Here is a 25,387-nt window from a genome sequence, read left to right on the forward strand (position 1 = left end):
AGCGCTTAGCAGCAGAAGCTAAAGCACAAGCAGAGCAAGTAGCGGCTGAAGAAGCTGAGCGTCAACGTTTAGCGGCAGAAGCACAAGCAGAGCAAGCGGCAGCTGAAGAGGCCGAGCGTCAGCGCCTAGCGGCAGAAGCGAAAGCACAGGTTGAGCAAGACAAACCTAAAAAAGAGGGCTTCTTTTCACGATTAAAGAAAGGGTTACTTAAAACTAAGGTTAATTTAGGCTCTGGTATTGCATCGATTTTTAAAGGTAAAAAAATCGATGATGATCTTTTTGAAGAATTAGAAACTCAGCTATTAACTGCCGATCTTGGTGTAGATACCACGATGAAGCTAATTGATAACTTAACTGATGCGGCTAACCGTAAGCAGCTAAAAGATGGTGATGCACTTTATGAGCTAATGAAGCAAGAGATGGCTGATATGCTCAAAGAAGCGGAAAAGCCGCTTGAGATCCCACAAAATAAAAAGCCATTTGTGATTTTAATGGTCGGTGTCAATGGTGTAGGTAAAACTACCACAATTGGTAAATTAGCAAAGCAATTTCAAGAGCAAGGTAAATCGGTCATGTTAGCGGCAGGTGATACCTTCAGAGCCGCAGCGGTTGAACAACTACAAGTATGGGGTGAGCGTAACAGCATTCCTGTAATTGCCCAACACACAGGTGCCGATAGTGCATCGGTGGTATTTGACGCATTTCAAGCGGCACAAGCACGTAACGTTGATGTTTTAATTGCTGATACAGCTGGGCGTTTACAAAATAAAGATAACTTGATGCAGGAGCTTGAGAAAATCGCTCGTGTAATGAAGAAGCTAGACCCTGATGCGCCACATGAAGTAATGTTAACAATAGATGCTGGTACAGGGCAAAATGCGATTAGCCAAGTTAATTTATTCAATCAAGCTGTGGGGCTTACAGGCATCACTTTAACTAAGTTAGATGGTACAGCTAAAGGCGGTGTTATTTTTGCTGTTGCAGACAAATTTCAAGTGCCTATTCGCTATATCGGTGTTGGCGAGGGAATTGATGACTTACGAACATTTAAAAGTGAAGACTTTATTGAGGCATTATTTAGTAACGAAGATGCTTAACTAATGAAGGGGAGACTAAGTGCTCCCTTTATTTGGTCTAAAACATAATTATAAGCAGGCCTAGCATGATCAAATTTGACCAAGTCAGTAAAACATACCCCGGTGGTCACCGAGCATTAGAGAAAGTTAGCTTTGAGCTGGGCAATGGTGAGCTTGCATTTTTAACTGGCCACAGCGGAGCGGGGAAAAGTACTTTATTAAAGCTTATCAGCGTGATGGAGCGTCCTTCTGCGGGACATGTTTTTATTAATGGTGTTGATTTAAATAGTGTGAGTAATCGTCAGATACCTTTTGTAAGGCGAGATATTGGGATCATTTTTCAAAATCACCGATTGCTTGAACGTTACAATGTATTTGATAACGTTGCATTACCGCTTGTTATTGAAGGGATGCACCATAAACACATAGCCAAAAGAGTAAATGCTGCGTTAGACAAAGTGGGGCTTTTGAATAAAGTTCGCTGTCAGCCAAATACTTTATCTGGTGGTGAACAGCAACGAGTGGGCATAGCTCGTGCCATTGTTAATTCACCGCCTTTATTATTAGCAGATGAACCCACAGGTAATTTGGACCCTGAGCTATCAATGGAAATCCTAAAATTATTTGAAGACTTTAATCGCCATGGCACAGCAGTGTTAATCGCCACTCATGATTTAGGACTGATCGCTAGGATGAAATATCGTAGCTTGACCTTGAGTCATGGCCGAATGAGCCAAGATCCGCTCTCGGAGGAAAGACTATGAGCTTATTGTTTAAAGGTCGTGATGCACAAACTAGTAGTCAAAATAAATCTTGGTTTTTACGCTGTTATTTTTTTATGCTTACCGTGTTTCGCCAAGGCATAAATAGTTTAGGTGAAATGTGGCGCACGCCCATGGCATCATTGATGACTATTTTAGTATTAGGATTAAGCTTAACGCTACCAGCCACATTATATATAGTGGTAAAAAATGTGCAGCAAGTGAGTAGTGGTTTTAGTGATGCTTCAGAAATTTCGCTGTTCGTTAAAGAGTCTATGAATGAGCAGCAAACACAAACATTGGCAAAACGTCTTGCATTATATCCTGAGATTGCGAATGTTAAGCTTATATCAAAATCACAAGCACTTGATGAATTTAAGCGTATTTCAGGGTTTGGGCAAGCATTAGACTATTTAGAAGAAAACCCTCTGCCAAATGTTGTTTTGGTAACACCGACTAGTCGTTATCGTCAACCACAAGCTGCTCAGCAATTGTTAGATAAGTTAGAAAGTGAGCGTGAAGTGGAGTTTGGTAAGCTCGATATTGAATGGTTAGAGCGTTTAAATGCATTGTTGAGCCTATTAAAAGAAAGTGTGGTAACCATCGCTCTTTTATTGCTCAGTGCGGTTATTTTGATTATAGGGAACACTATTCGCCTATCAATCATGGATAAAAAGTCAGAAATCCAGGTGCTTAAGCTTGTTGGCGCTACAAATACCTTTATTCATACTCCATTTATTTGGACTGGTGTATGGTATGGCATTGTCGGTGGCTTGGTTGCATTTATCTGTGTTGCCATGATGCTCTGGTGGTTAGAATCAGCAGTCTCTATGGTTGCTGGGGTTTACCAAAGTGCTTTTGTGTTGCAAGGGCTCAATGGCAATGAGTTAATGATTTTATTGTTGTTGGCGGTTTCTTTAGGGTTTGGTGGGTCTTTTCTATCCGTACACCGTTATATAAAAGATATTGAGCCTGATAAAGTTTAATACCACCTGAATGATTTTAAAGCATAAAAGTATATTTAAGCCCATGTAATTTATCACAGATGGGCTATATCAATGCAATATGATATCCTGAAGACTGCTTAATTGTTGCATCTAAACCCCATCTTTATTTAATAAAAATCAATGATTTATAAGTAAGGTCGAAATGGGAAAAGAAAATGCTTGCATTTTCTTTTGAAAACGTATTATATACGCATTAGCACTCTTGCTTGAAGAGTGCTAAAATGGACTGGAATATTTACCACTTGAGGTGAGAAATGAGTAAAGATTTATACGCATTAGCACTAACTGCTGGACAACAAAGCGCAAGTTTAGATGGTTACTTACAAACAGTAAGCTCTATTCCTATGCTTGATGCTGAGCAAGAAAAAGTGTTGGCCACTCGTCTTCAACAGGAAGGGGATTTAGAAGCCGCTAAAAAACTCATCGTCTCTCACCTTCGCTTTGTTGCGCACATTGCTAAAAGTTATTCTGGTTATGGCTTACCACAGGCTGACCTAATTCAAGAAGGTAACATTGGCCTGATGAAGGCTGTTAAACGTTTTAATCCTGATGTTGGCGTGAGGCTTGTTTCATTTGCAGTACATTGGATTAAAGCCGAAATCCATGAGTATGTATTAAAGAATTGGCGTATTGTTAAGGTTGCGACCACTAAGGCGCAGCGTAAATTATTTTTTAATTTACGTAAGAATAAAAAACGCCTAGGTTGGTTTAATCAAGCTGAAGTAACGACAGTTGCAAATGAACTGGGTGTGAGTGAAAAAGAAGTCCGTGAAATGGAATCGCGAATGAGTGGACAAGACATGGGCTTTGACTTAACTGGTGATGATAATGATGATGCGCCATCAAGCAGCTATTCACCAGTACAATATTTAACAGATGGTAGCAGCGACTTGGCAGATTCTGTTGAACAAGAACAGTGGCAAGAGCAATCGCAAAATAGACTGTTTAATGCACTTAAAACGCTTGATGAGCGTTCGCAAGACATCGTAAGTGCACGTTGGTTAGCTGATGAAAAAGCAACCTTGCAAGATTTAGCTTCTAAGTACAATGTATCAGCTGAACGCGTACGCCAATTAGAAAAGTCAGCGATGAAAAAGTTACAAGCTGCAATGAGCTAACTGATTATTCCATTTAAAGAAAGCCGCTAATCGTTAGCGGCTTTTTTGTTTTTTATTTTCAAGCAAGTTTTTTGAGCTTACAAGTGTTCGCTATTTTGATTATAATACGCGTTCGTAAGTGAGGAGAAACGATTTTGTTGGCAGCATTACGCATCTTAGCGATGGCATTATTTATTATTTTTAGCTGTGTGTTTGGGCTATTATTGTGTCTGGTACGGCCATTTCATCCAAATAATGTGCATACCATCGCCTGTTGGTTTGGAAAAATGTCTACCGTCATTGGTGTCAAACTTGTTATTTCACGTCATGTTAATAGTATTGACGCTGGGCCTGCGGTATACGTAGCAAATCATCAAAATAACTACGATCTATTCACATTGACTGCAGCTGTACCTCAAAGAACAGTTAGTATGGGCAAAAAAAGCCTTAAGTGGATCCCATTTTTTGGTCAGCTTTATTGGCTCTCAGGTAATATCCTAATTAATAGAAGCAACCGTACTAAAGCAGTCGGTACGCTTGGTAAGTCTGCCCAAAAGATAAAAAGCAAAGGTTTATCTCTTTGGATGTTTCCCGAAGGCACTAGAAGCTATGGAAAAGGGCTATTAGCATTTAAAACGGGCGCTTTTCATACCGCACTCAATGCACAAGTGCCTGTTGTGCCTGTATGCATGAATAGCACGAGTAATTGTATTAAGCTAAACCGCTGGGACAATGGTACAATTTACATTGATATTTTAGCGCCGGTTGATTTAGACAAAGAGATCAGCGCGCGTGAACATGCTAAAGCAATACACTCGCAAATGGCACAGCGTATTGCAGAGCTTGATGAAAAGGTAAAAGAAAATAATGGATAATTGGCGCGAGATTAGCGAAGACATAGTTGAATCACTTTTAGAAGATGGCTCGGCAACAGATAAACTGTATGAAGTGGAGCATCACTTTGTATGTGAAGATTTTAAAAAGTTAGAGAATGCGGCTTTAGCTGCATTTAAACTTGGTTACGATGTTGAAGACCCTGCTGAATTAGAGCTCGAAGATGGCAGTAAGATTTGGGGATTTGATATTGTAGTAGAAGCGGAACTGGATGCCGATGTGATCATGGAGGATGTCGATAAGTTGGCCGCCTTAGCAACGGAATTTAACGTTGAATATGATGGTTGGGGTACTTACTTCCAAGAGTAACTGACTACCTACATACTGTGTCATTTCAGTCAAAGTTACAAAATAGAAATGACACAGAGCATAAATGTGTCTTAAATTGTACTAGCTCATCTCTTTTATAGCACAGCTTAACCCATCAAGGGTCAACGGGTACATGCGCTTATCCATCGCTTCTTCAATTAAACCAATAGACTGATAATACGGCCAATGCTCTTTTGGTTGTGGGTTTAACCAAGCAATTTTTTCAAAATGATTACTAAGGCGTGCTAGCCATGCCGAACCGGGCTCTTTATTCCAATGCTCCACGCTACCGCCTGGATAGGCGATTTCATATGGTCCCATGGTCGCATCGCCTACAAAAATCAATCTATAGTCTTTGCCAAAGCGGTTAATGAGTTGGTACGTATCCACTACACTGGCTTGACGGCGTTCGTTATCTTGCCATACATGTTCGTATACACAGTTATGAAAATAAAAAAATTCTAAGTGTTTAAATTCACTGTGTGCGGCACTAAACAATTGTTCACATAGGTGAATGTAATCATCCATGGAGCCACCAATATCAAACAGCATGATCACATTCACTGCATTGTGTCGCTCAGGTGCCATTTTTACATCTAGCATCCCACCTTGCTTTGCCGTTGCAGCTATAGTCTCGTTTAAATCCAATTGCTCGCTGGCACCACTGCGTGCAAATTTACGTAGCTTTTTTAAGGCTAACTGCATTGTACGACTGGTGATTTCACTATCGGCATCTAAATTTCGATATTGGCGCTTGTCCCACACCTTAACGGCTTGGCGCTGGCGACTGCTATCTTGTCCAATTCTAACGCCTTCAGGGTTATATCCAAACGCACCAAAGGGTGAAGTACCACCAGTGCCAACCCATTTGTTACCGCCAGCGTGACGCTTTTGCTGCTCGGCTAGACGCTGTTTAAGGGTTTCCATTAACTTATCTAGGCCTCCTGCAGCTTCAATTTGTGCTTTTTGTTCTGCAGTGAGGTTTTTCTCAAACTCCTTCCTAAGCCAATCTGCAGGAAGTTGTGTATCTTTTTGTAGCTGACTTAAAAAGTCGATGTCTTCAATACCCTGAAAATAATCAGCAAAGGCGCGGTCAAATTTGTCATATTGAGTTTCATCTTTGACGAATATGGTTTTACTTAACTCATAAAATGCATCCATATCGGCAAAAGCCAGGCCATGGTTCAAGGCATTGATACAGTCTAACAATTCTCTTGGCGATACTTTCAGGCCATATTTTTTCAAGGTAAAAAAGAAATCAATCAACATGGTGTTATCGCTTACTCATAAAGGCAAGTTTTTCAATTAGACTAACATCTTGCTCATTTTTAAGTAGGGCTCCAAAGAGCGGCATTAAGCCTCCTTTATGGCTGCTATCTTTTAATGTATTTGCATCAATATCTTGTGCCATGAGTAACTTCAGCCAGTCTAGCAGCTCACTGGTACTAGGCTTTTTCTTAAGGCCGGGTATGTCGCGTAGTTTAAAAAATGACTCTAATGCTTGTTGCACTAATTGTTGTTGGATATTTGGATAATGCACATCAATGATTTGTTGCATTTGCGCTGATGATGGAAAATCAATGTAGTGAAAAAAGCAACGACGCAAAAAAGCATCTGGCAGCTCTTTTTCATTGTTAGAGGTAATTATCACAATAGGGCGCACTTTGGCACTGACGCGCTCACCAGTTTCGTATACATGAAACTCCATTTTATCCAACTCTAGAAGCAGATCGTTCGGAAATTCAATATCCGCTTTGTCTATTTCATCAATCAATAACACAGGACGTTTTAAGCCTTCAAATGCTTGCCAAAGTTTACCTTTAACGATGTAGTTACCGATGTCATGAACTTTGGCATCACCTAACTGGCTATCGCGCAATCGTGACACTGCATCATATTCGTACAAGCCTTGTTGTGCTTTTGTTGTTGATTTGATATGCCACTGAATTAACTCTGTATTGAGACTGCTGGCCAGCTCTTGCGCCAGCATTGTTTTTCCTGTGCCAGGTTCGCCTTTAATTAATAAGGGTTTTTCTAAAATTACCGCAGCATTGACGGCTTGTTTGAGTGCATTGCTTGCGATGTAATTATGTGTACCTTCAAAGCTCACGTTAATTTCCTAATTATCTGGTCTGATGAGACTAGTGTGCCATAAAATGGCGCCACTGCTCTAGTCAGTAAAATATTTTCCTCGCTAGTTTGTACCAACAAACTTAAAACGTGGTGTAAGTGTGCCCTCTACAAGGACTTGTTCATTAAACATCTCAAGTGGCCTAACCCAAAAATCAAAGTCGCCGTATAAAGTTTGATATACCACCATCGCCTCGCCAGTTTCACTGTGTGTGGCAACATGATGAACATGATATTTAGGTCCTTTGTAATGTTGATAAATGCCTGCTTTTAGTAATTGCTTCATTGTTTGCTCCTGTTACAGTGCGGTATACTTCAAAGTTATATGTTTGCCAATATGGCGTAAAGATGAATTATATTTCCATAGAAGAATTTAAAAAAGCCTGGGTATTTAAACATAAGGATCTACCGGTTGATGATGTTGATCTTAATGCAATTAAATTAATGAGCGCAGAGCGTGCTGCGGTATTGTGGACTACTATGGTTTCACGAGAGAAAGACCACCCTGATTTTTTCACTCAATCAGAATGGGCTGGCGATGAAAGCACTTGGAGCGACAGCTTCAACTGGGAGCAACCTTGGGAAGCTGGTGAGCCGGCTTTACCACAAACATTGTGTACTTTCTTAGAGTGGGAGGATAATACCACTGTGTACTTTTGCCTGTCTCGAAAGTATGTGTTTGAAACAAGCTTTGGTGTATTTAAACGTTGTTGGCAAAACTTCATGTTTTTAGCCGATGGTAGTTTGTTGTTAGGAAAGAAACGCCAAGGTGTTATTCAATTTTTAGAAAGTGGACATGCCAAACTGGGGCTGCGCCCTAAAGGCTAGCGTGGATCTGCTTAGCATGCTATAACTTTTCTCAGGCAGTGGAGGGTGTGTGGTAAAGCAGAATATATCTGATACAAAGCAAAGCAACTTGTGGCATAACGAGCATGAACGTTTGCAATTTGCTGAGTTAGTTAACGTATTTTATGCACGAGAAATCCTATTGCTGGCGAAACAGTATAACGGTGAGCAGCTGCAAAAAAAATTGCTGAGTTTACCGTATTATGTGGAACGCGCTGCACGGCATATTAGTCAAGGAGATGTACCTTTAGAGCTTGATAGCCAAAATGCTTGCTGGCTTGCACCACAAAAAAAAGCACAGCCACAGTTTAATGAACAAAATAGTAAAAGTTTTTACTCAGTGCATACGCCAGTTGGGTTAGTGGTGCCAATACTTGTGAATAACGCTGGGTATACACAGGTTGTCATGGACAGCATAGATCAAGTAAGAGACAATGCGATACATTGCAATCAATATGGTTGGTTTGCAAGTTCAGGCCTGAGTCATCAAAGTGACACTAAGTTACTTAAACCAACTAAGCTACTTATGGTTTGCGCGTGTTGCGGCCATCGTTGGCAATATAAAAAAGTTGTTGTACCACGCGTATTAAGCTTAAGAGAGATGCTGCTAGCTAGCATGATAAATTGGACCAATGTTAAAGTACCAAAACTACGACCTCATTAATCTGCTTTGTGCAATAGCCTGGTATTCAGGGGAGTAGGTTATGCGTTTATTTCAACTCGTACTGCTCAGCCTTGCCATTTTTCTCCAGTATCGCTTATGGTTTGCGAACAACGGTATTGATGATTATACACGCATAAAAAGTACCGTAGAGTCACATCAAGCACTTAATACAAAACTGTCTAAACGCAACAAGTTGTTAAAAGCTGATATTGAAGATTTAAAGCTTGGTCTTGAGGGCGTCGAAGAGCGGGCTCGCCATGAGCTAGGTATGATTAAAGAAAACGAAACATTTATTCGAGTACTCCCTAGAAAACACCATGAATCAAACAATTAAAATAGCAGCGATTGTGCCTGCTGCGGGCATTGGCAGTCGAATGCAAGTGGGTCATCCCAAACAATATTTGAAAATTGCCCAACACACTATCCTAGAGCACACACTAAATAAACTAACTCAGTTGAGTGAATTGAATCAGATTGTAGTCGCCGTTAGTGATTCGGATGAATATTTCAAGACACTAAAGCTTTCAGATAAGCGAATTTTGGCTGTTAGTGGTGGAAAAGAAAGAGCTGACTCTGTGCTCAATGCGTTGCTAGCACTTAATGACAAACAACCTGACTGGGTGTTGGTGCATGACGCAGCACGACCTTTGGTAACGGTGCATGATATGCAAAAGTTAATAACCCAGTGTGTTGCCGATAATGAAGGTGGTATTTTAGCGTCAAAAGTAAAAGACACAATAAAGCGTGGCGAGTCACATAGTTTGCAAACCGTCCCCCGTGGAAAGCTCTGGCAAGCTTTGACGCCTCAGTTTTTTCCTTACCAAGCACTCAAAAGTGCATTGCAGCAAGCGCTGAAAAATGGCGTGGCCATCACCGATGAAGCGTCAGCAATGGAGTGGGCACAGCACCCTGTTAAATTAATTTCTGGACGAAGCGACAATATTAAAATTACCACGCCCGAAGATTATGATTTAGCATGTTTTTTAATTTCTAAGCAGCAAGAGAGTGAGCAATGATTAGAATCGGTCATGGTTTTGACGTACACAAATTTGGTGGAGAAGGTCCGCTGACAATCTGCGGAGAAAAGATACCTTACACGCAGGGGTTTATAGCCCACTCTGATGGTGATGTAGCAATCCATGCATTATGCGATGCTTTATTGGGGGCGCTAGCATTGGGGGATATAGGCAAGCATTTTCCAGATACCTCAGATGAATTTGCTAACATTGATAGTCGAATTTTGTTGCGAAGAGTTATATCAAAGATGAAATCAATGGGTTATCACTTAGGGAATTGTGATGTTACGCTGGTTGCACAAGCACCTAAAATGCGTCCTCATATTGATGATATGAGAGCTAACTTAGCTTTGGATTGTGAAGTTGAATTATCTCAGGTTAACGTTAAAGCAACGACTACAGAGCAGCTTGGTTTTGAGGGGCGTAAAGAGGGCATTTCTGCTCATGCGGTTGTGGTATTAGTAACATCATGAAAGAACTTAATTATTTATATGGACAACCAAAATCTTCAGCTGATTTTAAAACATCAGCTGAAGATTTTATGGTAGACGAAATACTGGATATTCCGTTGACTGGTGAAGGTGAGCATGTTTGCTTACAGGTGATCAAAAAAGGGGAAAATACGCAATTTATTGCCAAGCAATTGGCTAAGTTTGTAGGCATTGCCCCCCGCGATGTCAGCTATGCAGGTTTAAAAGACCGACATGGTGTCTGTAGTCAATGGTTTAGCGTCCCAGTGCCGATTAAAAAAGATATTGATTTTAGTGCACTAAATAGTGATAGCATTTTTGTAGTTAAACAAATACGGCATAATCGCAAGCTGCGGACTGGTTGTCACAGTGGTAACCATTTTAAAATCATATTACGTAATGTGGATATGCCTTTAGACATTCTTTCTAGAATTAATGCAGTTCGACAAGGCATTCCTAATTACTTTGGTGAGCAGCGTTTTGGACATGGTGGTCATAATCTGGAAATGGCTGAGCGATTATTTGGCGGAGAGCATATTCGAGATAAAAAACTGCGCGGTATCGTTATCTCAGCCGCACGGTCACATATTTTTAACCAGTTGGTAAGCCTGCGTGTGGCTGAACACGGTTTGGCTAAAACGTGGCACAGAGAAGTATTTTTGCTCAGTGGTAGCAATGCCTTTTTTGAAGATGACATAAATGATGAAATCATCGCACGTTTGAGCAGTGGAGATATTGTGTTGTCAGCACCGATGGTGGGTAAAGGAGAAAAAGGCCTAGTTGAACAAGAAAGGCAATGGTTACAGCCATATAGTGCTTGGCAACAAGGTCTTGGAGAGTTAGGCTTAAAAGTAGAACGGCGCGCGCTGCGTTTAGTTCCAAAAGACTTGCAAGTGGAGACCATCGATAGTGATACGATTAAGTTGTCGTTTAGTTTACCCAAAGGTACATTTGCTACGGCTGTATTGAGAGAGCTGGTACTACACCGTGATGCGAGTAAAGATAATTTAACGCAAGGAGTAATTGATGCGAGTATTGCTCAGTAATGATGATGGCGTAAATGCGAAAGGGATCGATGCTTTATACAAAGCATTAATTCAAATCGCTGAAGTGACTGTTGTTGCGCCCGACCGTAATTGTAGTGGCGCGAGTAACTCATTGACTTTACTTAATCCATTACGTGCCTCGGTACTTGAAAATGGGTTCATTTCAGTTAATGGCACCCCCACGGATTGCGTTCATCTTGGCGTAAATCAATTAATGGATGAACTGCCTGATTTAGTGGTTGCGGGTATCAATAATGGGGCTAATTTAGGAGATGATACTTTATATTCGGGCACTGTTGCTGCTGCAACTGAGGGGCGCCATTTAGGGCTTCCAGCAATTGCTGTGTCACTGTGTTCAAAATATGAAAACCATTACGAAACTGCGGCTCAGGTAACGATCGATATAATAAAACAATTACAACATCATCCGTTGCCCAAAGATCAAATTATTAATATCAATGTACCTGATATACCTCTTGCTGAACTTAAGGGCATAAAAGTATGCCGCTTGGGTGCCAGACATAAAGCAGAAACAATGACGCAACAGCGAGACCCCTGGGGCCGAGATGTTTATTGGTATGGTAATTTAGGTAGTGAAAGTGACGCAGGAGACGGAACCGACTTTCATGCAATCAATCATGGCTATGCTGCTATTACACCTTTAAAAGTGGATATGACAGCTTATGAAAGCCTTGATGCCATGGCAACATGGTTGAATGAGGCTAAAACCGAGTGTTAAGCAGTTATAAACGCAGTGCCAGTGCGTTAGCTCTGCAGCTTAATGAGCTAGGTGTTGCTGATGAGCAAGTGCTAGATGTGTTAGAGCGCACACCTCGGCATGTGTTTGTCGATGATGTGTTAAAACATAAATCATACGAAAACACGGCGTTACCTATTGGACAAGGTCAAACCATTTCTCAACCCTATATTGTGGCTAAAATGACTGAGGTTTTGCTACAAATTGGCGTAAAGGGTAAAGTGCTAGAGATTGGTACAGGTTCCGGCTATCAAAGCGCGATTCTAGCTCAGTTATTTGACGAAGTATGCAGTGTTGAGCGTATCAAATCATTACAGTGGCAGGCCAAGCGGCGCTTGCATTTGCTTGATTTATATAATGTAACCATGAAACATGGTGATGGTTGGCAAGGTTGGTCGTCAAAAGCGCCTTTTGCTGGGATTATTGTAACAGCTGCGGCAAAAACAGTGCCAGAAGCATTGCTATCACAGCTTGAAGACAATGGGGCGCTTATTGTACCTTTAGGAGAACAAGAGCAACAGTTAACCTTATTTGTTCGTAAAGGGAGTCAATTTATTGAGCATCGACTCGCACCGGTACGGTTTGTTCCGTTGGTGGCAGGCGACATTATTTAACTGATTAATTCATATCTTAGCGTTGCGAAGCTCAAAGTCGAATACAATGTTAATAGTTTCAAAAAAGGTCGCTTATGCTTAAAACATACCTGTTGATACTGACAACTGTCTGTATGTTATTAAGTGGTTGTGCAAGTCGCCACTCTCCAGCACCAGTGACTAGCCTTCAAACAGGTAAGTCCAGTTCAACACAAAAAATTCATATCACCAATGATCGTTACCGAGTTCAAAAAGGAGATACTTTGTTTGCTATTGCTTTTAGTGCAAATAAAGATGTCAGAACAGTTGCGAAGATAAATGGAATCAAGCCACCATACCTGATTTACCCCGGACAATTGATTTATATTGAACGTCCACAAAATAAAAATAAAAAGCACAAAAAATACACTTCAAATCGAAATAAGTCCAGTTATCATAAACAAAAAAATAACAAAACTACCAAAAAAGAACTTGATCAGCCAAAACAACGAGAGTATGTTCAAAAGCATAGCAGTAAAAATAACAATGCACCTAAGGCTTTGTTTTCTAATAAGGTACGTTGGTATTGGCCTGCTGTTGGTAAAGTGACTAAGCAATTTTCTAGTAGAGAAAATGGCTATAAAGGGCTTCAAATCACGAACGTTGAAGGAGCCCCTGTTAAGGCTGCTGCAGATGGTATTGTAGTTTATGCGGGCAGCGCACTTAGAGGTTATGGTAATTTAATTATTCTAAAACACAATGATGATTATTTAAGTGCTTATGCGCATAACTCCAAGTTACAGGTCACTGAGCAACAAAAAGTTAAAGTTGGGCAAAAAATTGCCGAAATGGGTAGTACAGACGCTTCTAAAACAGCATTAAGATTTGAAATTCGTTTTAGAGGGCAGGCTGTTAATCCGGTTAAATATTTGCCAAGTAGGTAGTGACGCGATGATTTTGCTACGCACAACGTCACTATTAATTCACTTGGGAGGATGCGTATGGCTCAAACTGCAAATGTTAAAACCAAAAAAACGGACGATTTTGAAGAGAAGCTCGACGAGCTAAATGAAAATAGCTCAAAAGCCGAATTATTGGAAGAAATAGACGAAGAAGATGATATCTTTGCCAAAGATGATAACGTCAAAAATTTAGATGCGACGCAACTCTATCTTGGTGAGATTGGCTTTTCGCCTTTGCTTAGTGCTGAAGAGGAAGTATATTTTGCTCGAAAAGCGCTTAAAGGTTGCGAAGCTTCACGTAAACGAATGATCGAGAGTAATTTACGTTTAGTCGTGAAAATATCTCGTCGATACAATAATCGAGGCTTAGCATTATTAGATTTAATTGAAGAAGGTAATTTAGGCTTAATTAGAGCGGTTGAGAAGTTTGACCCAGAGCGTGGTTTTCGTTTTTCTACATATGCGACATGGTGGATAAGACAAACCATTGAGCGCGCAATTATGAACCAAACTCGTACTATTCGCTTGCCGATTCATGTTGTTAAAGAGCTAAACGTATATTTACGTACAGCGAGAGAATTAACGCAGAAGTTGGACCATGAACCTACAGCAGAAGAAATTGCGGAGTGTTTAGACCGTCCAGTTGAAGACGTGACTAAAATGCTGCGTTTAAATGAAAAAATCACGTCTGTTGATACGCCTATAGGTGGTGACAACGACAAAGCTTTATTAGATATAATCGCTGATGAAAAAGGTCACGGACCTGAAAATGAAGTGCAAAGCAATGATATCAACAATCATATTGTTGATTGGTTAGGTGAGCTAAACCCTAAGCAACGTGAAGTGTTAGCAAGGCGCTTTGGTTTGTTAGGGTATGAGCCTTCAACTTTGGAAGACGTTGGCAGAGAGATTGGCCTTACACGTGAACGTGTCCGCCAGATTCAAGTAGAAGCACTTAGGCGTTTAAAAGATATTTTGCAACATGAGGGCCTAAGTACTGAAAGCTTATTTGAGCAATTATAAGTTTTTAAGCCAATTTTTGTTTGCAAAAAACCACCTCTAATGGGTGGTTTTTTGCATTTTAACTTTCAATTTATGATAGCTGCTGCTTGAGTTTGTATAGTAAAGCATGTGCTTCTCTTGGACTTAATTCATCAGGGTTAATCTCTGTGAGAATTTGTTCCACTGCAGATGGCTCTGGCAATGATAAGGTTTGTTGTGTTGGCTTGAGTGGCTCTACGACACTTTGGTGGTTTTCTAATTGCATGAGCTTTTGTTTTGCAAGCAGTAACACTGGCTTGGGTACGCCTGCAAGGCCTGCGACTTGTAAACCAAAACTCTTGCTTGCCGCACCTTCCATTACTGTATGTTTAAATGCAATGGTATCATTGTGCTCTATGGCATCTAAATGTACATTGACCAGCCCTGGTTGTTGTTGTGCCAGCTCGGTGAGCTCAAAGTAATGAGTCGCAAACAATGTTTTTGCTTCTAATTGGCGTGCTAAGTAGTCGGCTGTTGCATAGGCTAAAGATAGACCATCGTAAGTGCTTGTCCCACGTCCAATTTCATCCATCAAAACTAAAGACTGCTTGCTGGCGTTATTTAAAATAGTTGCGGTCTCAGTCATTTCAACCATAAAAGTAGAGCGCCCAGATGCTAAGTCATCACTGGCACCAATACGTGTAAATATTCTATCTATTTGGCCAATTTGAGCTGAGCTTGCTGGTACATAGCTACCAATGTGGGCCATTAATACGATGAGTGCAGTTTGACGCATATAAGTTGATTTACCACCCATATTTGGACTCGTAATAATGAGCATTTTACGTTGTTTATTTAGGTGTACAGGGTTGGCGATAAATGGGTCCTTGCTCACTTGTTCAACAACAGGATGACGGCCATCTTCAATATGTAGCTCCTCACCCTCAGTGAGTTCTGGCTTACAATAATCAAGTGTCTGGGCGCGTTCAGCTAAGGTATTAAGAACATCTAAATCTGCTAATGCGCCCGCCATAAGTTGTAACTGTTCTAAGTAAGGGGCAATAAACTCAAATAATTGTTCATAGAGCTGCTTTTCTAATGCAAGTGCCTTACTTTGGCTCCCGAGCACTTTATCTTCATGTTTTTTTAGCTCAGGAATAATATAGCGCTCATTATTTTTTAATGTTTGACGACGAATGTAGTCAGCTGGGACTAAATGTGAATTTGCACGACTTATTTCGATATAAAACCCATGCACTTTGTTGTAGCCAATTTTGAGAGTGCTGATCCCTGTTCGCTCACGTTCGCGTAATTCAAGTTGCTCCAAAATATCAGTTGCACCTTGGCTGAGTGCTCGCCATTCATCTAACTCGCTATTGTAGCCTGTTGCAATAACACCGCCATCACGAATTAAAATAGGTGGGTTATCTATAATAGCGCGTTCTAATAAGTCTTGTAACTTTGGTAGAGTAGGTGATTGCGCACAGATTTGCTTGATACGTAAGTCACTACTGTTTGATAGTAAATCGTGCAATGGGGCTAAAGCTTGTAGGGCGCTCCTTAAACGTGTTAAGTCCCGGGGCCTAGCATTACATAACGCAAGTCGTGCAACCACGCGCTCAATATCGCCGATTTGTTTAAGTGCATCATAAGTATCTAAACATAATTGAGATTCAATTAAGCTTGAAATAGCGTTGAGTCTGGCGTTAAGCTCATTGCGGTTTCGAATTGGTGTATGAATACGGCGCTTTAACAAACGAGAACCCATTGGAGTCGACGCTTTATCTAAGATTTGCGCTAACGTATTGTCAACGCTGCCAGAGAGATTTAGTGTCAGCTCTAAGTTTTTACGAGTTGCGGCATCTAAGATCACTGCATGTTCGTTTTTTTCTAGTGTGATAGACCTAATATGAGGTAAAGCAGTACGCTGTGTGTCTTTAACGTATTGCATCACACACCCAGCGGCTACGAGTGCGGTGTGTGCACTATCTACTCCAAAGCCAATGAGATCTTTTGTTTCAAATTGTTGGCATAGTAAATGCCTTGCTGTGTCTAAGTCAAATTCCCAATCTGGACGACGACGAGCGCCTTTAAATTGTTCAATTAAATGAAGGTTTTTAAATGACTCAGGGTAAAGTAGCTCAGCTGGTTGCAAGCGTTGCAATGTGGAGCTAAGCGCCTCGTCTGTTTTAAGTTCAACAATATTAAATTGGCCAGAGTTTATATCAAGGTAGGCAATGCCGTACTGTTGTTGTTTATCTTGCCAAAGAGCACCAAGTAAATTGTCTTGGCGCTCTTGCAATAATGCTTCATCAGTGACTGTACCTGGGGTGACGATACGAACTACTTTTCTATCAACGGGCCCTTTGCTGGTAGCTGGGTCGCCCACTTGCTCACAAATAGCAACAGACTCTCCCATTTGTACTAAGCGAGCTAAGTAATTTTCTACCGCATGATAAGGTACGCCAGCCATAGGTATTGGAGCACCTGATGCTTTACCACGGTGGGTTTGTGAAATATCGAGTAATTGTGCAGCACGGACTGCATCATCAAAGAACAGCTCATAGAAATCTCCCATGCGATAGAACAATAAAATATCTTGATGATCCGCTTTGATCCTAAGATATTGCTGCATCATGGGCGTTTGTTGTTTTATAGTATGTTCTGAATATAAATCTATCGACATGCATCTACCTAAGAGGTTGAATATGGAGCTAAACCAAGAGATAAAAACTCTGGCGGCACAGTTGGGTGCTATTTTAACGGATAAACGTTTTACAATCACTACCGCTGAGTCATGTACTGGGGGTGGAATTAGTTATGCTTTAACTGATACTCCCGGTAGTTCAGCTTACGTTGATCGATGTTTTGTGACTTATAGCAATGATGCAAAGCAAGGGTTGCTAGGTGTCAGTGCCGATACTTTGTGCAGTCATGGTGCGGTGAGTGAGCAAACGGTGTTAGCAATGGCATTAGGTGCAGCCAAAGCCGCAAAGGCAGATATTGCTGTTGCTGTATCGGGCATTGCCGGCCCCAGTGGAGGGTCAAAAGATAAACCTGTGGGACTTGTGTGGTTTGCAGTGAATGTTCAGGGAAATGTCACATGCTATGAGCACATTTTTACTGGTGATCGCGCTTATATTAGAGCGCAAGCTATTGCTTTTGCATTAAAAAATATAGTTTCGCTACTATAAGGTTAAAAATATACTTGATACTGTGATTCTATACAGTATACTGAGCCCATTACGCTAGATTGGAGAAGCAAATGAACGATAACAGACAAAAGGCATTAGACGCTGCACTAGGTCAGATTGAGCGTCAATTTGGCAAAGGCTCAATTATGAAATTGGGTGACAACAAGACTATGGATGTTGAAACAACATCAACAGGGTCACTCGGTTTAGATATTGCACTTGGTGCTGGTGGCTTACCATATGGTCGTATTGTAGAAATTTATGGACCAGAATCATCGGGTAAAACAACGCTGACACTAGAAGTAATTGCGCAAGCGCAACGTGACGGTAAAACATGTGCATTCGTTGATGCAGAACATGCTCTAGACCCTATTTATGCTGCCAAGCTAGGCGTAAATATTGATGAGCTTCTGGTATCTCAGCCTGACACCGGAGAGCAAGCATTAGAGATATGTGACATGCTAACTCGCTCTGGTGCCGTTGATATTATTGTTGTGGATTCTGTTGCTGCTCTTACACCAAAAGCTGAAATCGAGGGCGAAATCGGAGACTCTCATATGGGCTTAGCGGCTAGAATGATGTCGCAGAGTATGAGAAAAATAACCGGTAACCTGAAAAGATCAAACACTATGTTGATTTTTATCAACCAAATTCGTATGAAAATTGGTGTGATGTTCGGTAACCCAGAAACGACTACTGGTGGTAACGCGCTTAAGTTCTATGCTTCTGTTCGTTTAGATATTCGTCGTATTGGCTCAGTAAAAGAAGGCGATGAAGTCGTAGGTAATGAGACTCGCGTTAAGGTTGTAAAAAATAAAATTGCGCCACCATTTAAGCAGGCTGAGTTTATCATCATGTACGGCGAAGGTATTTCTAAGCACGGCGAGTTGGTTGACTTAGGTGTTAAACACAAGATTGTTGAAAAAGCAGGTGCTTGGTATAGCTACAAAGGTAGTAAAGTAGGCCAAGGCAAATCTAACTCAATTAAATTCTTAAAAGAAAACCCTGAAATTGCCAATGAAATTGAAGGCAAACTCAGAGAAATGCTGTTACTTAAGGCAACCATTAAGCCTGAAGAAGGTGAAGACCAAGGCTTAGCAGCCGGTGCAGAACTATAAGCAACTAATTGATTAAGCGTAAGAAGCCCGGCAAATTGCTGGGCTTTTTTGTTCTAAGGCGTTTTTTAGAATACGTATTTAGCAGACAGCTGTAGACGGTTTAAATCGCCGTCAATATCGGCTTCGGTATCGCGTGTGGCTATTTTATATTCAATCCCAAACGTGAGCTGCTTAATTGGTGAATAAAGTAAGTTTGCACTGTAACTTTGACTTGATTTAGTTGGGTTACCCGTAATTGCTAATAAGCTTTCATTATTATCGGCAGTGAAAAATGAATATAAAAATGTTGAGCGGAATTGGTCATTCCAATGCTGTTGGTAGCCAACAAACCCAGACGTTGAATCGATAGCATCTAAACTACTCCCATCATAAACAGCTCCATTAGCGACATTTAAACCTACATAACGGCCTAAACCTTGGCCTTGGGTCAGCATAAATTTCAGGTTATTTCTACCAAAGTTAATACGTCCTGAGGCGCTTAGTCCAAATGATGTTTGAGTCTCATTAGCAATACCCTGCTTATAGGTAAGCTGGCGCGCAAGGGTTGCTAGCGCAATGTGGCCCCAGCTGGCTTTGTGCGTATATTTTGCTGTGAAATCAGGCATGCTGGCATCATCAGTGACCACTCTTGCATTATTTTCTGTGGTAATGGTACTTTCTGGGTTTTCAGCCGAAAATGACCAACTACCAATACTGTACTTGACCATGGCTTGGCGCACAAATACGGTGCCCTCTGCAGGGCCTACAAAATCTAATGTTTCAGGTAATGCAGAGACATTTTGAAAGTTCGTCCAAGCTTGGCCAAACAACCAACCTTGATAGGTAACAAAGGCTTGTCTAAGTCGGGGGGAGTAGGAGTTGGTAACACGCTCATTTCCGCCAGAGGAGGCAATAAAATCTAATTCAATTTTGGTTTTAATTGCACTGCCATCTGCTAGTTTTGTGTTGGTGGCGAGGTTAAAACGAGACTGCCTAGCGTGCATATCAAAAACTGCATCGTCAGAGCTTGTCGCTGTAACAGGTGTTGTACCTGGCACATAAAAATCTCGGCCGATATTACCGCTGCCTAAACTACCGTCAGAGAAATCACTCCAGATTGCATCTAGTTTGACGTAACCACCGTAATTAATGTCTGTTTGGCCGATAGAGGCTGCAAAAACGGGTGTTGTTAACGCACCTAATATGCTTGCAGTAATGATTGTTTTTTTTGTGTAAGTTAATGTTGTCATAATCGTTTTTCCTTTGCAGCGACTTGTCATGAATATGGAGTCGCCTGATAAAAGCGTTAATATTCACTTTTGATGAAGGGTGGCGATTACTCAATTATCTATTGGTCTATACGACTAAGGTGGCATCGGATACTCATGTGTGAATGAATAAAATATTTATTTTTAGCAAGATTTTTTTATAACGATTTGAAAAGTAATGATTTTAATTTAATTTATTTAGCGTGGGAAAAATTAATTTGGTACAGCCAAGCACTTGAGATAATTTCATATAACAAGAATGCATGACATGCTTCTACAACTAAGGTCTAATACTTTCACGGCCTTGGCTGAGTGATCCTTGGACAAAGCCTTATGGCAAGCAAATAAAAATGGAGATGACTATGTCACAGAGCATTTATCCTGTTCCTGAAACTATTAAGAACAATGCACTCATTGATAACGATAAATATAATACGCTATATAAGCAGTCAATTGAGGATCCACAAGGTTTTTGGGCTGAGCATGGGCAACGCCTTGATTGGTCAAAGCCATATACAAAAGTAAAAAATACCTCTTTTGACAAAGGGCATATAAGTATAAAGTGGTTTGAAGATGGCCAGCTTAATGCGTCTTATAACTGTATTGACCGACATCTTAAAGATAAAGCAGATAAAGTGGCGCTGATCTGGGAGGGTGACAACCCAGCACAAAGTGAACATATTACCTATCAACAATTACATGATGAAGTGGCCAAACTGGCAAATGGTTTGAAAAAACTGGGTGTTAGTAAAGGCGATCGAGTTGCTATCTACATGCCAATGACACCGCAAGCCGTGTACGCTATGCAAGCATGTGCACGAATTGGTGCAACGCATTCAGTGGTATTTGGTGGTTTTTCACCTTCGGCGATAGCTGATCGCATCAAAGACTCAGGTGCGAAGGTTGTGATCACCTCAGATGAGGGCCGTCGTGGTGGCAATTGTGTACCACTCAAAGCCAATGTTGATGAAGCCGTTTCGCAACCGGGCGTTAATGTTGACCATGTTGTAGTACATCAATTGACTGGTGGTGAAGTAGATTGGCAATCACATGATGTGTGGTGGCATGAGTTAGTCGCTGATGTTGATGCGAAATGCCCGCCAACTCCTATGGACGCTGAAGACCCTTTGTTTATTTTATATACCTCAGGGTCAACTGGGCAGCCAAAAGGCGTTGTGCATAGCACAGGAGGTTACCTAGTTTATGCTGCGATGACACATGAGTATGTATTTGATTTGAAAGACGACGATGTTTATTGGTGCAGTGCAGATGTAGGTTGGATAACAGGTCACAGCTATATTGCCTACGGGCCACTTGCCAATGGTTGCACGCAGGTTATTTTTGAAGGTATCCCAACCTACCCAAGTGCAGGCCGTATTGGTGAAATCGTTGATAAACACAATGTCACTATTTTGTATACAGCCCCCACCGCAATTCGTGCACTGATGGCCAAAGGTGACGAACCTACGGCAACATCTAAACGCACTAGCTTACGTATTCTGGGCTCTGTGGGTGAACCAATTAACCCCGAAGCTTGGACTTGGTATTATGAGAAGATAGGCAATGGCCAATGTCCAATTGTTGATACTTGGTGGCAAACAGAAACGGGCGGTATCATGATCACGCCTCTACCGGGTGCAATTGATATGAAGCCGGGTTCTGCGACCAGACCTTTCTTTGGTATTTCGCCAGCGCTATTTGATGCCGAGGGTAATAATTTACAGGGCGCGACGGAAGGAAACTTAGTTATTTTAGACAGTTGGCCTTCGCAAGCTCGCACGGTTTATGGCGATCATGAGCGCTTTGAGCAAACGTATTTTTCTGCCTACCCAGGAGTGTACTTTACAGGTGATGGGTGCCGCCGTGATGAAGATGGCTACTACTGGATCACCGGTCGAGTGGATGATGTGCTTAATGTATCTGGTCACCGTTTAGGCACTGCTGAAATTGAAAGCGCGCTGGTAGCCCATGAATCGGTTGCTGAGGCTGCGGTGGTTGGCTATCCACATGACATTAAAGGGCAAGGTATTTATGTCTACATTACCCCAAATGAAGGTGTCACCGTCACTGAAGCGCTGACTAAAGAAGTTAGAAATTGGGTGCGAAAAGAGTTAAGCCCAATTGCATCGCCAGATATGATCCAATGGTCACCAGGTTTGCCTAAAACACGTTCAGGTAAAATTATGCGTCGTATTTTACGCAAAATTGCAGCTAACGAGTATCAACAGTTAGGTGATACCTCTACTTTGGCAGATCCAAGTGTTGTGGATGAATTGATTGAAAACCGCTTAAATCGTTAATTTAACGTTAAAAGCTTGAATTTAAATAAATTCTAAACGACTATATCGGCTGCTATTGTAAAGATAGTGGCCGAAATTTTTTAGGAGTACCGTATGAACCAGTTTTTAATTGCAGACGACCACCCGTTGTTTAGGGCGGCATTAACAGGCGCATTACAAAACCAATTTGAAGCGCTCACTGTATTTGAAGCTGATACTTTTGATGCCACACTAGCAATACTCTCAGAGCAAGATGAGCTTGATTTGTTATTGCTTGATTTACACATGCCAGGAAGTGGTGATTTGTATGGCTTGATCCGTATACGTGAAGATTATCCGAGTTTACCTATTGTGGTGGTATCGGGCAGTGAAGATTTATCGGTGATCTCTAAAGTGATGGCTTATGGTGCCATGGGGTTTATTCCTAAATCATTATCACCGCAAGATATCAATCGGGCTATCAATACGGTACTTGAAGGCGATTATTGGTTACCAGAGACTATTAAAGATCAAGTTGCGAATATTGAACATGAAGATAAAGAGTTAGCCCAACAGGTCGCATCTTTAACCCCGCAGCAATACAAAGTATTACAGTACTTGCACGAAGGGTTACTGAATAAACAAATAGCCTATGAATTACATATTTCAGAGGCAACGGTTAAAGCGCATATTACTGCTATTTTTAGAAAATTAGGTGTGTACAACCGTACTCAGGCGGTTTTAATTGCATCTAAATTACAACTAGAGCCTATAGAAGCACACAGCTAAAAAGCGCCGTAGCGCTTAGTATTTTTTAAAAATTAACTAAATACCACGGTTTTATTGTCGTTGATAAATACTTTGTGTTCGCAAGCAAGCTGAAGTGCTTTACAAAAAACGGTTTTTTCAATATCACGGCCTATTTTGGCCATCGCTTCTGCATCATTGGCATGGCTCACTTGCGTGACATCTTGCACAATAATAGGCCCTTCATCTAACTCATCATTCACAAAATGTGCGGTCGCACCAATGATTTTTACACCGCGTTCAAAGGCTTGATGATAAGGCTTTGCACCAATAAAGGCCGGTAAAAATGAGTGGTGAATATTAATAATTTTTTTGCTAAAGCGTGCCACAAACTCAGGGCTTAGAATACGCATGTATTTTGCTAGGCCAACAATATCTGGTTGGTATTGTTCAATGACTTGCGCCATTTTTTCATCATGCTCTACTCGGCTTAAGCTCGTATGAGGTACACAATGAAAAGGAATACCAAAACCTGAGACTAAAGGCGCTAAGTCATTGTAATTAGCAATAACCGATAAAACTTCAATATTCATGGCTTTTTCATATTGTTTAAGTAGTACACCGCCTAGGCAGTGCGCCTCTTTTGTAGCCAGCAGCACAACTTTGGTTTTTTCACCTTGGTGAAGCGCTACTTGCGCTCCATGTGGTAGCTGTTTGCGTAGTTGTGTTAAAAACAGCTCGTTTGGTTCACCGGTCAGCTCAGTACGCATGAAAAAGCGGGCGCCTTCGCGGTCCACAAATTCGTTATTGCGGGTAATATTTAAGTTGTGCTCAAAACATAAATTGGTAATTTTAGCTATTAGCCCAACTCCGTCTGCGCACTGCGTGGTTAGTATGTAGTTCATTTTCCTCATTCCTATACAGACCCTTTTAAAAGGGGGTTTAGCATACTAGCAACCCTGACTGGTTTGGTTAACCCTAAATTGCGAAATAATGGATATTTTTGTTTTTTTAGCGGTTGCTAAATAAAGTTATGAATGTTGATTAAGCAAAATAGAGGCGCAGTCAAATAGGAAATGAAGATTAAAAAAGCCACATGGGTGGCTTTTATGTTTAGCTAGCCACCGAGAGGGGGGACTATTTGTTGCTGAGGAAGTGCAGGACCGCCACCAGGACCGCCTTGGCCCGCCCCATTGATTAATTTAAGTAGTTCTGGATTAACAATTTTCATCACGGATAAATCTCTCCCTAAATTCAGCTCTGAATGCATAGCTCAACATCGCGCAGCTCTCCATTACTTTGATAAATACTACCATATTATCTCTAACATATAACTTAATAGGTGCATTACTTAAAAAGCTATATTTATACAATAGCACTTCAATCCAAGTCACAAAATTAATCGTACAAGCTAGAATAGCGATACAGATAATCCCAGCCTCTTGTGGTACAAAGCGATGCGTCTTGCATACATTATTAAAATATTCATAACCCGTCTTGCTATATAACCACATGGCAAGACGTTTACGATATACAATGGGCAGCAAAAATACAAGGCTGATAAATACGCAGTAAATATAAAAGTGGGTGTTCCATTGCATTACTGTGTCTGTCATGGCTAAGCCAACAATTTCAACTACGAGACAAGATATAAAAAACCACCTTGCACTTTCAACTTTCCACGCCATGATGAGTCCAAAAAGCACGCAGGTTATTGGTACATAATCGATTAAAATGTAAATACTCATTAGTTCGTGTCCTTCTCGTCTGAGTTGTCGGTGTCTTTTGGCTTAGCGTCTTTGGTTTGTGAAAAGTTAAAATAGGTGCCTGAAAGATCTTTGCCAAAAATAAGAAATAACTCAAATAACTGTGCAAAGCTCATATCGGTTTTACCCGACTCGTAATTACTTATACTGGCTTGGTCAACATTGAGTTTGCGTGCTAAATCGGCCTGTGACCAGCCTTTTTCTCGCCGAAGTATGCGTATTGACGCTTGTACTTCTGCTTTGAAGCCATCAACCTTTTTCTGCCGTGTATGGGTATTGTTCTTCATTAATAGCGCGCTCCCTCCTCTGAGCTTAAGTAACGCAAAATTAACACTGAAACACCAAGCTAACAACATAAATATTAGCTAACAGACTGAAATTAATGATTTTATGAAAGTATTCATCAAAAGTGGGTTGTTTTTTAATTGTTCCTTATTTTTATACGAGCAGAGCTCAATAATAACAACGC

The 25,387-nt window shown here is 41.0% G+C and carries 28 protein-coding genes; 20 read left to right on the plus strand and 8 right to left on the minus strand.

The window, feature by feature from the left end:
- The 6 genes from ftsY to rraB all read left to right on the plus strand — a co-directional run.
- The coding region (gene ftsY, locus SANK73390_RS18345) for a signal recognition particle-docking protein FtsY (RefSeq protein ID WP_462767850.1) at positions 1-1,097 on the plus strand (1,097 nt) is incomplete at its 5' end.
- A gap of 65 nt (positions 1,098-1,162) precedes the next feature.
- Entirely contained in the window at positions 1,163-1,840 is a 678-nt protein-coding gene (gene ftsE / locus SANK73390_RS18350; RefSeq protein ID WP_261591964.1) for a cell division ATP-binding protein FtsE, read from the plus strand.
- Positions 1,837-2,823 carry a permease-like cell division protein FtsX gene (ftsX, locus tag SANK73390_RS18355; RefSeq protein ID WP_462767851.1) on the plus strand — a complete coding sequence of 329 codons (987 nt, stop codon included), beginning with the start codon at positions 1,837-1,839 and terminating at the stop codon, positions 2,821-2,823. Before ftsE ends, ftsX begins: the two co-directional genes overlap by 4 nt.
- Positions 2,824-3,098: 275 nt before the next feature.
- Positions 3,099-3,962 (plus strand): RNA polymerase sigma factor RpoH, encoded by an 864-nt coding sequence (gene rpoH, locus SANK73390_RS18360; RefSeq protein ID WP_261591966.1) that lies wholly within the window; start codon positions 3,099-3,101, stop codon positions 3,960-3,962.
- 134 nt (positions 3,963-4,096) lie between these two features.
- Positions 4,097-4,816 carry a 1-acylglycerol-3-phosphate O-acyltransferase gene (locus tag SANK73390_RS18365; protein WP_462767852.1) on the plus strand — a complete coding sequence of 240 codons (720 nt, stop codon included), beginning with the start codon at positions 4,097-4,099 and terminating at the stop codon, positions 4,814-4,816.
- Complete coding sequence (gene rraB / locus SANK73390_RS18370) at positions 4,809-5,144, plus strand: ribonuclease E inhibitor RraB (RefSeq protein WP_261591968.1); 336 nt, start codon at positions 4,809-4,811, stop codon at positions 5,142-5,144. The genes SANK73390_RS18365 and rraB overlap by 8 nt, the downstream gene beginning before the upstream one ends.
- A gap of 81 nt (positions 5,145-5,225) precedes the next feature.
- Here the strand turns inward: rraB and SANK73390_RS18375 are convergent, their stop codons facing one another.
- From SANK73390_RS18375 to SANK73390_RS18385, 3 genes are all read right to left on the minus strand, one after another.
- A complete protein-coding gene (locus SANK73390_RS18375) occupies positions 5,226-6,413 on the minus strand; it encodes a vWA domain-containing protein (RefSeq protein ID WP_462767853.1) in 1,188 nt (395 codons plus the stop codon).
- Between the two features lie 4 nt (positions 6,414-6,417).
- Positions 6,418-7,254: an AAA family ATPase gene (locus SANK73390_RS18380; protein WP_462767854.1), complete on the minus strand. Its 837-nt coding sequence runs from the start codon at positions 7,252-7,254 to the stop codon at positions 6,418-6,420.
- 84 nt (positions 7,255-7,338) lie between these two features.
- A complete protein-coding gene (locus tag SANK73390_RS18385) occupies positions 7,339-7,560 on the minus strand; it encodes a DUF1653 domain-containing protein (protein WP_261591971.1) in 222 nt (73 codons plus the stop codon).
- A gap of 62 nt (positions 7,561-7,622) precedes the next feature.
- Between SANK73390_RS18385 and SANK73390_RS18390 the strand changes: the two genes are divergently transcribed.
- The 10 genes from SANK73390_RS18390 (at position 7,623) to rpoS (ending at position 14,630) form a co-directional block, all read left to right on the plus strand.
- A complete protein-coding gene (locus tag SANK73390_RS18390) occupies positions 7,623-8,102 on the plus strand; it encodes a DUF2947 family protein (RefSeq protein WP_462767855.1) in 480 nt (159 codons plus the stop codon).
- A gap of 49 nt (positions 8,103-8,151) precedes the next feature.
- On the plus strand, positions 8,152-8,784 hold the full coding sequence (locus SANK73390_RS18395; protein ID WP_462767856.1) for a hypothetical protein: 633 nt from the start codon (positions 8,152-8,154) through the stop codon (positions 8,782-8,784).
- Between the two features lie 40 nt (positions 8,785-8,824).
- Entirely contained in the window at positions 8,825-9,118 is a 294-nt protein-coding gene (gene ftsB, locus SANK73390_RS18400) for a cell division protein FtsB (protein ID WP_261591974.1), read from the plus strand.
- Complete coding sequence (gene ispD, locus SANK73390_RS18405; protein WP_261591975.1) at positions 9,102-9,800, plus strand: 2-C-methyl-D-erythritol 4-phosphate cytidylyltransferase; 699 nt, start codon at positions 9,102-9,104, stop codon at positions 9,798-9,800. The genes ftsB and ispD overlap by 17 nt, the downstream gene beginning before the upstream one ends.
- Positions 9,797-10,273 (plus strand): 2-C-methyl-D-erythritol 2,4-cyclodiphosphate synthase, encoded by a 477-nt coding sequence (ispF, locus tag SANK73390_RS18410; RefSeq protein ID WP_261591976.1) that lies wholly within the window; start codon positions 9,797-9,799, stop codon positions 10,271-10,273. The genes ispD and ispF overlap by 4 nt, the downstream gene beginning before the upstream one ends.
- Positions 10,270-11,316, plus strand: coding sequence for a tRNA pseudouridine(13) synthase TruD (truD, locus tag SANK73390_RS18415; protein WP_261591977.1), 1,047 nt, complete (start codon positions 10,270-10,272; stop codon positions 11,314-11,316). The genes ispF and truD overlap by 4 nt, the downstream gene beginning before the upstream one ends.
- Entirely contained in the window at positions 11,297-12,055 is a 759-nt protein-coding gene (gene surE / locus SANK73390_RS18420) for a 5'/3'-nucleotidase SurE (protein ID WP_261591978.1), read from the plus strand. Before truD ends, surE begins: the two co-directional genes overlap by 20 nt.
- Positions 12,049-12,687: a protein-L-isoaspartate(D-aspartate) O-methyltransferase gene (locus tag SANK73390_RS18425; RefSeq protein WP_462767857.1), complete on the plus strand. Its 639-nt coding sequence runs from the start codon at positions 12,049-12,051 to the stop codon at positions 12,685-12,687. Before surE ends, SANK73390_RS18425 begins: the two co-directional genes overlap by 7 nt.
- Before the next feature lie 74 nt (positions 12,688-12,761).
- On the plus strand, positions 12,762-13,589 hold the full coding sequence (locus tag SANK73390_RS18430) for a peptidoglycan DD-metalloendopeptidase family protein (RefSeq protein ID WP_462767858.1): 828 nt from the start codon (positions 12,762-12,764) through the stop codon (positions 13,587-13,589).
- A 57-nt stretch (positions 13,590-13,646) separates the two neighbouring features.
- Positions 13,647-14,630 carry an RNA polymerase sigma factor RpoS gene (rpoS, locus tag SANK73390_RS18435; RefSeq protein WP_261591981.1) on the plus strand — a complete coding sequence of 328 codons (984 nt, stop codon included), beginning with the start codon at positions 13,647-13,649 and terminating at the stop codon, positions 14,628-14,630.
- Positions 14,631-14,700: 70 nt separating this feature from the next.
- Here the strand turns inward: rpoS and mutS are convergent, their stop codons facing one another.
- Positions 14,701-17,274 (minus strand): DNA mismatch repair protein MutS, encoded by a 2,574-nt coding sequence (mutS, locus tag SANK73390_RS18440; protein WP_462767859.1) that lies wholly within the window; start codon positions 17,272-17,274, stop codon positions 14,701-14,703.
- 22 nt (positions 17,275-17,296) lie between these two features.
- Between mutS and SANK73390_RS18445 the strand changes: the two genes are divergently transcribed.
- Both SANK73390_RS18445 and recA read left to right on the plus strand, forming a co-directional pair.
- Positions 17,297-17,782, plus strand: a complete 486-nt coding sequence (locus tag SANK73390_RS18445; protein ID WP_462767860.1) for a CinA family protein — start codon at positions 17,297-17,299, stop codon at positions 17,780-17,782.
- 71 nt (positions 17,783-17,853) lie between these two features.
- The gene (recA, locus tag SANK73390_RS18450) at positions 17,854-18,900 is read left to right on the plus strand and encodes a recombinase RecA (protein WP_261591984.1); all 1,047 of its coding nucleotides are present in this window, start codon (positions 17,854-17,856) and stop codon (positions 18,898-18,900) included.
- 65 nt (positions 18,901-18,965) lie between these two features.
- On the opposite strand, the gene SANK73390_RS18455 is transcribed toward recA, so the two are convergent.
- Complete coding sequence (locus tag SANK73390_RS18455) at positions 18,966-20,129, minus strand: DcaP family trimeric outer membrane transporter (RefSeq protein WP_462767861.1); 1,164 nt, start codon at positions 20,127-20,129, stop codon at positions 18,966-18,968.
- 380 nt (positions 20,130-20,509) lie between these two features.
- On the opposite strand from SANK73390_RS18455, the gene acs reads away from it, so the two are divergent.
- Together acs and SANK73390_RS18465 are read left to right on the plus strand one after the other, a co-directional pair.
- On the plus strand, positions 20,510-22,447 hold the full coding sequence (gene acs, locus SANK73390_RS18460) for an acetate--CoA ligase (protein ID WP_261591986.1): 1,938 nt from the start codon (positions 20,510-20,512) through the stop codon (positions 22,445-22,447).
- A 93-nt stretch (positions 22,448-22,540) separates the two neighbouring features.
- Complete coding sequence (locus SANK73390_RS18465) at positions 22,541-23,194, plus strand: response regulator transcription factor (protein ID WP_462767862.1); 654 nt, start codon at positions 22,541-22,543, stop codon at positions 23,192-23,194.
- Between the two features lie 32 nt (positions 23,195-23,226).
- On the opposite strand, the gene purU is transcribed toward SANK73390_RS18465, so the two are convergent.
- The 3 genes from purU to SANK73390_RS18480 all read right to left on the minus strand — a co-directional run bounded on the left by purU (position 23,227) and on the right by SANK73390_RS18480 (position 25,205).
- Positions 23,227-24,057 (minus strand): formyltetrahydrofolate deformylase, encoded by an 831-nt coding sequence (gene purU / locus SANK73390_RS18470; protein WP_462767863.1) that lies wholly within the window; start codon positions 24,055-24,057, stop codon positions 23,227-23,229.
- A gap of 312 nt (positions 24,058-24,369) precedes the next feature.
- Positions 24,370-24,900: a hypothetical protein gene (locus tag SANK73390_RS18475; RefSeq protein ID WP_462767864.1), complete on the minus strand. Its 531-nt coding sequence runs from the start codon at positions 24,898-24,900 to the stop codon at positions 24,370-24,372.
- Positions 24,900-25,205: a helix-turn-helix transcriptional regulator gene (locus tag SANK73390_RS18480; protein ID WP_462767865.1), complete on the minus strand. Its 306-nt coding sequence runs from the start codon at positions 25,203-25,205 to the stop codon at positions 24,900-24,902. Before SANK73390_RS18480 ends, SANK73390_RS18475 begins: the two co-directional genes overlap by 1 nt.
- Between the last annotated feature and the right edge of the window lie 182 nt (positions 25,206-25,387).

It is taken from the genome of Pseudoalteromonas sp. SANK 73390 (assembly GCF_054966645.1).